We start from the raw sequence: 11,217 nt of genomic DNA, 5'->3' as shown, positions 1-11,217 counted from the left end.
TCAAAGGAGCAAGCTCCTTATATGTTCGCTCGACTTACATGTATTAGGCACGCCGCCAGCGTTCATCCTGAGCCAGGATCAAACTCTCCATAAAAATATGATGTTTGATTAGCTCATAAAATACTAATTTGTGTTATTAATAACACGTTGTTTTGATTCAACATTTAATGTTGAAATCGGAATTAACGTTGACATATTGCAATTCAGTTTTCAATGTTCATTTTAAAATTTCTCAATGGAGCGGGTGATGGGAATCGAACCCACAACATCAGCTTGGAAGGCTGAGGTTTTGCCATTAAACTACACCCGCATATTTTTATAAATGATATGTAAAGTATTTTGATGCGGCCGAGAGGACTTGAACCTCCACGGGATAAATCCCACTAGGCCCTCAACCTAGCGCGTCTGCCATTCCGCCACGGCCGCTCGGTTGACGCTAAAAACTTTCGTTTATCAAGTTAACGTATTTCATTGTAATATGTTTGAAATGTTTTGTCAATAAGTTTTTAAAATTTCTTTAACAAACTTAATAACTCCTTCATTTAATTTCATATTATTTTCGCAACGTTTAATATCATATAACATAAATTATACAACGTCAACACATACAAATAATAAATTAGAGTAAATATTCATTTTAAGGTGTTTTGTCCACTTAAATACACAATGTTCATATAAATTTGGTTACTTTCATTTAAAAATATCAAATGATAAGTGATTCATATTAAAAAGAGAGTTGAAAAGTATCAACTCTCTTTTTAATTAAATTCACGATTTTAAACACGTTTTTTTTCTATCAGTTTACCTTTACAACGTCCACAAAACATCTTATTTATATTTACTTTTCTTATTCTAGTATATTTCGCACCACAGTTTGAACATTTATAGATGTATCTAACCCTATCTTCATAACTTTCAATTGCTGAACAAAATCTCGGAGAACCTGTCTGTGCACTTAACACCTTGAAATCTTTATCTCTATGCTTATATCCCTTTCCTTGAATATGAAGATGGTAATGACATAATTCATGTTTAATAATATCAATAACGGCATTTTCTCCAAAAGCATCATATTGTTTTTTATTTATTTCTATATTGTGTGTGTTTAGTATATAACGGCCGCCTGTTGTTCTAAGTCGTTTATTAAAATAAGCGCTATGTTTAAAAGGCCTTTCAAAAACTGTGATAGAAATATACTCTGTCAATTTTTGTAGCTTTTCATTATCCATGAGGATCAATCATAGTTAATGAAACTTTCCCTTTCTTGTTATCAATGTCTAATATCCAAACATCGACAATATCTCCAACGCTGACAACATCCATAGGATTTTTAACAAATTTCTTAGATAATTTTGAAATGTGTACAAGTCCATCTTGTTTAACACCTATATCCACAAATGCTCCAAAGTCAACGACATTTCTTACAGTACCACTTAATTTCATATCTTTTGATAAATCTTCTATTGATAAGACATCTGATTTTAAAATTGGTGTCTCAAATTCATCACGAGGATCTCTATTAGGTGCAATTAATGATTTGATAATATCTTCAAGCGTTGGTTTTCCAATGTTTAGTTTTGCAGCCATGTTAGTCAAATCCACATGATTTAATGCCGCTTTCAAATCATCATTTCCTAAATCTTCTGCACCAAAACCGATTTCATTTAACAATTGATAGGTTGCGTGGTAGCTTTCTGGATGAATTGATGTATTATCTAAAGGTTCATTGCCATTTATAATTCTTAGAAAACCAATACTTTGTTCAAATGTTTTAGCACCTAATCTTTTAACTTTGGCAATATCCTTATTATGTTTAATAGGTCCATTTTCTTCACGATATAAAATTATGTTTTGAGCTATAGTAGAAGACAAACCAGAGACATATTGCAGTAATGAACGTGAAGCCGTATTTACATCTACCCCCACTTGGTTAACAGCTGTTTCAACAACAAACGTTAACGCGCCTTCCAATGCTTTTTGATTAACATCATGTTGATATTGACCAACTCCAATTGATTTTGGGTCGATTTTCACAAGTTCACTTAATGGATCTTGCACTCTTCTTCCAATCGAAACAGCACTACGTTCTTCTACTTGAAAATCTGGGAACTCTGAACGAGCGACTTCTGAAGCTGAATAAACGGAAGCTCCAGCTTCGTTAACAATAATAAATTGTGTTTTTAATTTATGTTTCTGAATCATTGAAGCTACAAATTGTTCTGTTTCTCTACTAGCAGTACCATTGCCAATAGCAATTAAATCAACGTCATAATTATTTACAAATTGAACAAATGTTTTTTCCGCGTCTTCTTTTTTATTTACTGGTGGATGGGGATATATAACTCCCTTAGCAATAAAAGTTCCAAAAGGATTTATTACAGCCAATTTACACCCTGTTCTAAAAGCAGGATCCACTCCTAGAATTTGTTTACCTTTCATTGGTGGTTGTAATAAAAGATTTCTTAAATTCTCACTAAATACATCAATAGCATGATTTTCAGCTTTTTCCGTTAAATCCCCTCTAATTTCCCTTTCGATCGAAGGCATAATTAATCGTTTTAAACTATCAGAAATCGCATTTTCAATGATATTCGAACCATCGTGATGATATATTACTTCATACTTACGAATAAAATTTTCAATTCCCTGAATATCCATTTCTACTTTGACGGTTAATATTTTTTCTTTTTCTCCACGATTGATTGCTAATGTTCTATGGTTAGCAATTTTCTTTATTGGTTCTGAATAATCGTAATACATTGAAAAAATTTCTTGTTCATCTTCAGCATTCTTTTTCTTTTGTGTAACGATTTTCCCGTGTTGGAAAGTATCTTTAAGAATTTTAGTTCTATATTTTGGTTCATCTGAAATTTTTTCAGCGATAATGTCTTGTGCACCTTGTATTGCTTGTTCTACATTTTCTATTTCTTCATTTAAAAATTGTGTTGCTTTTTCTTCTATTGTCATGTCTAAACTAGAGCTTTTAAGCCATTTTGCAAGAGGTTCTAAACCTTTTCTCTTAGCTTCCGTAGCTCTTGTTTTCTTTTTCTGTTTATAAGGTCTATATAAATCTTCAACTCTTTGTAGCTTAGTTTGCTTTAAAATGTCAGTTTTTAATTCTGTAGTCAATAGACCTTGTTCTTCTATATTATGTGTAACTTCTTCTTTTCTTTTTTGAAGATTGACCATATATTGGTACTCATCATTAATTTGCTTTATTTCTACTTCATCCAAACCGCCAGTCTGTTCTTTACGATAACGCGCAATAAATGGTACCGTATTTTTTTCTTCAAGCAAAGTTAATACTGCATTTATTTGTTTACTTGAAAATTTATATTTTTCTTTTATAGATTGTATTAAATTACTATCCATAGTATCCTCCACTCATAAATAAAAAAATTAATTACTATTACTAATATATTCTAACATATTACGTAATATTGATTCTTTTTATAAAAGTAAACGAAGTATAAAAAAGCAGAATTCATTGAATGAATTCTGCTTTTAGCATGTATTTTATTGATTTGCTGCTTCTTGCAGTTTTTTTATAGCCGTTCGTTGTAAACGAGATACATGCATTTGACTTAAACCTATTCTTTCACCTGTTTCTTTTTGACTCAAACCTTCAATAAATGTGCACTGTATAATTTCTCTTTCACGCTCAGACAAAATTGGAAGTATTTTTTCTAATATCATACGCTTTTCTGTTAAATCATAATTATCATCTTGTTGCCCCATAATATCTAATAGTGTAACAGTCGAGCCATCTTTATCCGCTTCTATGGAATGGTCTACACTTAAAGCATTGTAACTTTGCCCCATTTCCATAGCTTCGAGCACATCTTCTTCATTGACTTCTAACCTATCAGCAATTTCAGCAATAGAAGGTGAACGCTCTAACTCATTTGTTAACTCATCAGTAACTTTCTTAATACGGGGTCCGATTTCTTTAATTCGTCTTGGAACGTGCACACTCCACGTTTTATCACGTAGATAACGCTTAATCTCACCAATTACAGTTGGTACTAAAAAAGCTTCGAACTTTCTATCAAAAGATAGGTCGAATCGGTTAATTGCGCCAATTAAACCAACCATACCAACCTGAACGAGATCTTCGTGATGAGATTGACCTTTTGAATATTTATATGCCAATGATTCAATCAACTTTTTATAATGTTTAACAAGTTTATCTTGTGCATCTGTATTCTCATTATTTTGATGCTCCATTATCCACTGGTTGATTTGTTCAGGTGATACGTCATTAACTGATTTCGACTCTCTCGCCATTATTTCGCACCTGCTCTTTTTTTATATACTTAATCATACTAATGGTTACACCAGAGTTTTTATCTACTGTAACTTCATCCATTAAAGATTCAATTAAAAATAAACCAAGACCTCCTTCTCTAAGGAAATCTATATTTTCATTATCTTTGTATGGTCCTAATTTTGCTTTAGTTTCTTCATAATCAAAACTTTCACCTTGATCGGAAATAACTATTTTAATTTTATCATCGAAAATTTCAAAACAAAGGTTAATCATACCTATATCTGTAGCATCGTTTTTATATGCATGTTTTACTGCATTTGTTACTGCTTCACTCACTGCTATTTTGGCATCTTCTATATCGTCATATGAAGCTCCAGCACGAGAAAATACACCTGATAATGTCAAACGTATTAAGCTTACATACTCTGCTGATGCTGGTAAACGCATTTCTATATAATCTTGTTTAAGTTGCATGTTATTCGACCTCCGTTCCTTCATTAACATGCATCAAATCTTTTAAACCTGTGATATCAAATAGTCGACTTATTCGATCTGAAGCACCTAATATATATAATTCTTTATCATTTTGATTTAAAGCTTTTAATGTTCCTACAAATAGCCCTAAACCAGTTGAATCCATATAACTTACATTTTCCAAATTTACATATATGTCATGCGTTCCCTCTTGTCTCATCGGCACGAGTACCTCTTCAAGCTCTGGAACAGTATAAACATCTAATTCTCCGCCAACTTTGACTTCATAATGTGTATCATGTGATATTGTTTCAATATTTAGATTCATAAATTACACTCCTAAGCATAGTCTCATTAATAACCGTTATACCCTTTTATTTTAATCATTAATCTTCTCTAATTCACTCTTTTTATAATCAATATTGTTAAATCATCTCTTTTTTCTGGATTCTGTATTTTTAAAATTGCCTCATATAAAAGTTGAACGATATCTTGTGGATGCATATGTTTATACTTTTTTATCATGTCGAGTAGATAGCTTTTATCTAAAAAGTCGCCTGCTTCATTTCTAACTTCAGTGACACCATCTGTAAAAATGATGACTAAGTCATCTAAATGAACTGGTATTTCTTGCTGATTGTATCTTGTTTGTTGGCTGACACCTAAAACACGACCTCTCACTTTAATTTCTTCGAATGTTTCAGTTTCAGCTCTATAAATATACCCCGGTTCATGGCCGGCAGAACTACAATATAACAAGTGATTTAACTCTTCATATAATCCATAAAACATCGTTACGAACATATTTTGATTCACATTTTTTTCTACTACGCGATTCAATCTTTTAAGCCCATCGCTTGGCAATTGTGAATGTCCATATGAATCCATACCAAATTTGATCATACTCATAGCTAAAGCAGCAGGTATACCTTTACCTATAACATCTGCTACCGCAAAGCTCATTGTACCATCTTTATGATCTATTAAATTAAAGTAATCACCGCTCACCTTTTGCGCCGCTACAGAAATTACACCGATTTGTATACTATCAAATTGAGGAATATCAGTCTTAAGCATAGTTTGTTGTAAACGAGATGCTAAGTCGATTTCTTTATCATGATATTGTAATCGATTTACAAGATCTTGATAATCTCTATAATTATAGCCAAATCCTTTTACTACCTCTTTAAGCACATTGAATGTTTGAGTAATTTGTTCATTATCTAACTCTAAGACTTGAACATAATTTTTATGAATTTCAACGATGTCTTCAGGTAGTAAGTCTTTTCTTTTCACTTCTTCAGTAAAGCCTTCACACTTTTTTAATAAATCTGTCTCATTTACTGTGTGTAGACTTTCGTCAATTAGCGCTTTATATTGATTTTTGAACTCTTTCACTCAGTATTTCCTCCTCAAAATGCAAATATAAATCGCATACATCGGTTTTAACATGAATATATTCTGTTATATGTATGTGTATTAAATGATTAAACAAGCAATACAGTTTTTATTTCTAGCAAAACAAAATATTTTTAAATATATGATTTACGTTGATATCGAAAAAAGCTTTAGGATAACCTAAAGCTTTTCAACTTAAACATCCTATTCAAAAATATTTGATTACAAACACATGATATGTTTTCTCTGTTCTATTTCAAATTATCTTGCGATTAAGTGTTTGTTGCATGTATAAGGAATTGATGTCTATCATTCGTTATTTTATTACGCTCGCTTTTAAAAATTATGTTCTATGATTTCTAATATTATGTAAACCTAGACTAATATCTATAGCATTATTAACTTCTTGCATTTTTTCTTCAGATAAATATGTCAGCTTTTCTTTTAATCTATTTTTATCTAAAGTCCGTATTTGCTCTAACAATATAACAGAATCTTTGTCGAGTTTATACTTGCTTTTTTCTATTTCTACATGTGTGGGTATTTTAGCCTTATTAATCCTACCTGTAATTGCAGCTACAATTACGGTAGGACTATACTTGTTACCAGTATCATTTTGTATAATGACTACGGGTCTTATTCCCCCTTGTTCAGAACCCTGTACTGGTGACAAATCAGCTAAATAAACGTCTCCTCTTCTCATCATTCATTGTTATTCTTAGATATAATGTAGACTTCATTGCAATCGCAAGCTTCACATTCAAATGGAAATGCTTCCGCCGCAAGGGAGAGATTCAAGTCAGCCATTTGAGAATAGCCTTCTTTTAAAAGTTGTTCAATACTATGATTTCTGTTTTGATTAAAACTTGCCATGAATAAAGACCTCCATGTGACTAAAATAGAATATATTGAGATTTCTTGTTAGATATATAATAACAAATTTTAAATACAGTGACTATACTATTTTAGTAATTCATTGAGGATTTCTAGGTCTTGGGTACCATAATATATACGTGGTAACCTTCTGTTTAAACGACATAAAACTTCATAATTGATTGTATGTTGTTGATATGCCAGCGCTTCCACAGATTGTTGACTGTCTGAATGATGATCCAACAATATCACTTTATCTCCTGTTTGAATTTCTTCTGGAATTTTAATAATTATTTGATCCATGCAAACTTTTCCAATAATTTCACATTGTCTGCCATTAACATTGACAGAAAATCCGGTCATCATTCTTGGAAAACCATCTGCATATCCAACGGGAATGATACCTATTTTTGTAGGTTCTGTTGCTGTATAAATACTGCCATAACTTACAGATTCTCCATGTTGTAAGACTTTTGTTTGTACAATTTCACTAATCCATTGTGCGCTTGGTTTTAAATGTATTTTCACACTGTCTTTGACATATCCTGAGGGATAGTAACCATATAATGATATACCCACCCGTACTGTATTACAGAATTGGCTATCTTTCATCAATGCACCTGCAGAATTTTGTGAATGTATATATTGTGGTTTTTCATCTTCTTTTACAATTGATTCAAATAAACTTTGTTGCTGATTCATCGATTCTCCAGGTTCATCTGCACATGCAAAATGTGTAAACACGCCTTCAAATACTAAATGCTCATGATTATTAATCAGCTCAATAACTTCTTTGTACTCATTTGTATCTTTAATACCTAATCTTCCCATACCAGTATCTATTTTTACGTGCAACCATAAATCTTTGTCGTTATCTACTGGAATTTCTTCTAATGCTTCAACTAACCATGCTTTTGATGGAACAGTAATGGCTACACGGTGTTGTATAGCTTTATTTATATTATATGTAGGTATAACTCCCAGTATTAAAATTTTGGCATCTATACCGTGCATTCTTAATTCTATCGCTTCATCTAAAGTTGCTACGCCAAAAAAATCAGCCCCATGATCCATTAGATGACGCGCTATTTTCACACTACCAAGCCCATAAGCATTTGCTTTTACGATTGGTATCACCGTTTTATTTGGATGTAATTTTTGAAAAACCTGAAAATTTGCCACAATTGCATTTAAATCTACGTTTAAATAGGTGGATCTATAATACTTATCAGTCATGAAACGAGACCTCCATTTCAAAAAATAAAATTACGCTTTGACATACATTAAGTTAAGTTTATAACAATTAAATAGAGATAGCCAAATCTTTATATTAAAATAGTTTTATTTTTCTATAATGACTTGACTCATCGCGTAATGTTCTGTGTGTGTAATACTTACATGAACTGTAAAACCATCATAATTTATACATGGTTTACCAAGTTCATCATTAAAACAGTCAATTTCATTTAATGCAATCTTTTTTCCGAGTCCGGTACCAAGCGCTTTGCTAAAAGCTTCTTTACAGGTAAACCTTCCCGCTAAAAATTCTATTTTACGAGCTTCGCTTTTAAACTGGTGAAAGCAATTTTGCTCATTTTTTGACAAAACACGTTCTACTAATTTGTCTTGTCTGTGGTAAAGTTTTTTTATTCTATCAATTTCAATTAAATCAATGCCAATACCATATATCATTAGCTGCTCCTAACTTTCTATGACAAGTATTTATATTATAAACTTTGTTGCATAGAATGATTACCATTTTTTATTTCTTGCTTTAAAGCATTTGCTTTATTTTTGTCAATTAACTTTATTTCAGTATTCCCACCAGCTGTAGACAAGGTTAAACTCGCTAAATTATATTTTCGCATTAAGATACCTTCACGTGTATCTACATTTTGAATACGAAACAAAGGGATGTTCACTACATTAACAAACCACAAACCATTTCTAACCGTTATTTCTTGGTTTTCTAGCTTATATCTAAATATTTTATATCTATAAATTGGTGCTATAATCCCACCAACAATTATAACAATTAATGCAAGTGTGATATTTATCGTCCATAACCAAAACAATACTTTAGAGCTTATGAAATGTAGCCATATTTTATCAATTATTGTAACAATTGATAAAATAAAAATTAATAGGATTACTGTAATTATAGAACTAATACGCATTACTGTTTTACAAGATTTATCCATATAACTATATTCATTCATCAAAATCACCTCTCAAATACCACGACTTTAGTTTCTCCACATTAGTAACCTCACTATATTTCAATCCTATTTCTGCGCTACCAGCAGCTTTAGCAATTATAAACTTAAAGTTCGATAGACTACTACGAATTAGAAAAGGATTTTCTGACATTTGCATCCCTAATAATTTATTGTGTTTAAAGTATGTGCTTTTAAAGCCAAACATGGTTACATTCCGTACAACTAATTCATCACGATTTAAGTTTAAGCCTGAATACTTAATAACGATAAAGCTGTGAAGAATCATTAATAAAATTAAGCACCCTGCAATGACAAACGACCAGACAGACCAATAATAAGTAGCAATCGCTGCACCGATAAGTAATACAAGTGACTCTCTCCAAAAATATCTATGAAACCCTCTCCAAGGCATGCCTAGTTTCGGTTTAGTGAACTTCATGTCTGGAATAAGTTGCTTTATAAGTTCAAATGCTTTTTTTCTCTTAATAAATGGCAAGATCATAACATTACCACCTAGTGTAACATCATCTTTATCTAGACTGTCCATGTCACTGGTAATAACGAAATGAATTGAAGTATAGCCGAATAACTTCCTTAAAAATGATTGACGTTCTACGATTGCTTGCACTCGGTCAGTGGGTACAGTAATGCTTTTAACATTAAACAAACCATATTGAATATTTAATTGTGTACCTTGCTGCGTAACCGTATAATTGAAATTTCTTATTATCTCAATGACAGTTCCAAAAATATAACTTGCTACAATGACCAATACAACAATCATTAAAATAATCATAAACGTAGCTTGAAAGATTTCAGAAAATGTATCTGTAATTTTGTCCCAAGGTATAATGTCATTAAGTGCAAACATAATTGGTGAAAGTGTTGCAAAAGCTACACCAATTACACCACTCGTTAAAGCCATAAATAAAAGTTCTTTAAAATTTAATTTATAGATATTAATAGCGGGTGACTGCATATTTTGCTCTTTTTCAGTATCCTGCTCTGCAAACGAACTATCAGTGTCACTGATTTCGCTATTTTGAGTTAAGCTTTGTTGTTTTTCTTTTAAGGTTTGCTGGATAAAATCACTTTGCTTTTTTGATACAGTATCTAACTCTATACCATCACTTGGTGTTTTAATTTGAAGTATTACCCCACCAACAATTTGATTAATAATACCTTGTGAGGTATCTAGCGTTTGAATTCTCCGTATATTTAACTCTTTTTTTTCTTTGCTAAAAATACCTGTAGCCAAGATAAAATGATTATTTTCAATCCAGTACCTAGTGTTATAAACCTTTAATATTTGTAATACAAACGAGATTAAAAAAATAATAGTAACAATTCCTGGATAAATATATGATTTATAATCAGTAAAATCAAAGTTACGTAAATTAAAAACTAAAAAAATGATAATTAAAATAATATTTTGTTTAATCGCTTCTATTATTCCAGTAATATAAGAAATTGGATGTAATTTTTGAGGACTATACATCGTAATCAGCTCCTCGTAAGTATTCTAAAATGTTATGTTCAAATACTTCAATTTCCTTTGTTAACATCAATGGGAAATCGAGTGAATGTCCAGCTGTCATCAAAGTTAGCTTTGATATATGTAATTGTCTTAATAATGGATTGCTTTTTCTTTTTAAAAATTGTGTACGCTCAAATTTAACAATTTCATACTTTTTAAAAAATAATCCCTTTTTTATTTCAATATAGTGGTCTTTTACACAATAAAATGTGTATTTATACTTCAACCAAGGTCTTAATAGCATATAGATAACATCAAATAGTATTATTGCAATAAATATGTAAATTAAAAAATGCCACCAATTATAATGACTCCATAAAAACACTAATGCCACCATAAATATTAAACTAACAATCAATTCAATAACTTCAAGTATGTAATAATATCTCATTGCTTGCTTAGGGCTTCGCCTAAATTGTTGGTCGTTAGTCATAATTACACTCCTT

Annotated in this window: 13 protein-coding genes, 2 tRNA genes and 1 rRNA gene; all 16 read right to left on the bottom strand. The window is 31.1% G+C overall.

Annotation, left to right across the window (positions count from 1 at the left end; translation table 11 throughout):
- Nucleotides 1-94, bottom strand: a 16S ribosomal RNA gene (locus tag KA926_RS12310); the annotation flags it as partial.
- A 142-nt stretch (nt 95-236) separates the two neighbouring features.
- Nucleotides 237-310: transfer RNA gene (locus KA926_RS12305), tRNA-Gly, on the bottom strand.
- Nucleotides 311-343: 33 nt separating this feature from the next.
- A tRNA-Leu gene (locus KA926_RS12300) sits at nt 344-426 on the bottom strand.
- A 350-nt stretch (nt 427-776) separates the two neighbouring features.
- The gene (locus KA926_RS12295; protein WP_107505347.1) at nt 777-1,229 is read right to left on the bottom strand and encodes a SprT family protein; all 453 of its coding nucleotides are present in this window, start codon (nt 1,227-1,229) and stop codon (nt 777-779) included.
- The gene (locus KA926_RS12290) at nt 1,222-3,372 is read right to left on the bottom strand and encodes a Tex family protein (RefSeq protein ID WP_210144539.1); all 2,151 of its coding nucleotides are present in this window, start codon (nt 3,370-3,372) and stop codon (nt 1,222-1,224) included. The genes KA926_RS12295 and KA926_RS12290 overlap by 8 nt, the downstream gene beginning before the upstream one ends.
- A gap of 144 nt (nt 3,373-3,516) precedes the next feature.
- Complete coding sequence (gene sigB, locus KA926_RS12285; RefSeq protein WP_107384537.1) at nt 3,517-4,287, bottom strand: RNA polymerase sigma factor SigB; 771 nt, start codon at nt 4,285-4,287, stop codon at nt 3,517-3,519.
- Entirely contained in the window at nt 4,262-4,744 is a 483-nt protein-coding gene (rsbW, locus tag KA926_RS12280; RefSeq protein ID WP_019468013.1) for an anti-sigma B factor RsbW, read from the bottom strand. Before rsbW ends, sigB begins: the two co-directional genes overlap by 26 nt.
- Before the next feature lies 1 nt (nt 4,745).
- Entirely contained in the window at nt 4,746-5,072 is a 327-nt protein-coding gene (locus tag KA926_RS12275) for an anti-sigma factor antagonist (RefSeq protein ID WP_019468012.1), read from the bottom strand.
- Nucleotides 5,073-5,140: 68 nt separating this feature from the next.
- Nucleotides 5,141-6,142 (bottom strand): SpoIIE family protein phosphatase, encoded by a 1,002-nt coding sequence (locus tag KA926_RS12270; RefSeq protein ID WP_107384538.1) that lies wholly within the window; start codon nt 6,140-6,142, stop codon nt 5,141-5,143.
- Between the two features lie 343 nt (nt 6,143-6,485).
- Nucleotides 6,486-6,848: a type II toxin-antitoxin system PemK/MazF family toxin gene (locus KA926_RS12265; protein WP_019468010.1), complete on the bottom strand. Its 363-nt coding sequence runs from the start codon at nt 6,846-6,848 to the stop codon at nt 6,486-6,488.
- On the bottom strand, nt 6,845-7,015 hold the full coding sequence (gene mazE / locus KA926_RS12260; RefSeq protein ID WP_019468009.1) for a type II toxin-antitoxin system antitoxin MazE: 171 nt from the start codon (nt 7,013-7,015) through the stop codon (nt 6,845-6,847). Before mazE ends, KA926_RS12265 begins: the two co-directional genes overlap by 4 nt.
- A gap of 87 nt (nt 7,016-7,102) precedes the next feature.
- Nucleotides 7,103-8,251 (bottom strand): alanine racemase, encoded by a 1,149-nt coding sequence (gene alr / locus KA926_RS12255; protein WP_107386317.1) that lies wholly within the window; start codon nt 8,249-8,251, stop codon nt 7,103-7,105.
- A gap of 105 nt (nt 8,252-8,356) precedes the next feature.
- Nucleotides 8,357-8,707: a holo-ACP synthase gene (acpS, locus tag KA926_RS12250; RefSeq protein WP_107384540.1), complete on the bottom strand. Its 351-nt coding sequence runs from the start codon at nt 8,705-8,707 to the stop codon at nt 8,357-8,359.
- 35 nt (nt 8,708-8,742) lie between these two features.
- Nucleotides 8,743-9,234, bottom strand: coding sequence for a PH domain-containing protein (locus tag KA926_RS12245; RefSeq protein ID WP_210144536.1), 492 nt, complete (start codon nt 9,232-9,234; stop codon nt 8,743-8,745).
- Entirely contained in the window at nt 9,227-10,732 is a 1,506-nt protein-coding gene (locus tag KA926_RS12240) for a PH domain-containing protein (protein WP_119535824.1), read from the bottom strand. Before KA926_RS12240 ends, KA926_RS12245 begins: the two co-directional genes overlap by 8 nt.
- Nucleotides 10,725-11,204 carry a PH domain-containing protein gene (locus KA926_RS12235; RefSeq protein ID WP_107384543.1) on the bottom strand — a complete coding sequence of 160 codons (480 nt, stop codon included), beginning with the start codon at nt 11,202-11,204 and terminating at the stop codon, nt 10,725-10,727. Before KA926_RS12235 ends, KA926_RS12240 begins: the two co-directional genes overlap by 8 nt.
- Nucleotides 11,205-11,217 lie beyond the last annotated feature (13 nt).

This window comes from Staphylococcus sp. GDY8P94P, from assembly GCF_017892255.1.
GTDB lineage: Bacteria > Bacillota > Bacilli > Staphylococcales > Staphylococcaceae > Staphylococcus > Staphylococcus cohnii.
Note: the sequence above shows the minus strand (reverse complement) of the source record. Positions and strands in the feature narration are given on the sequence as shown.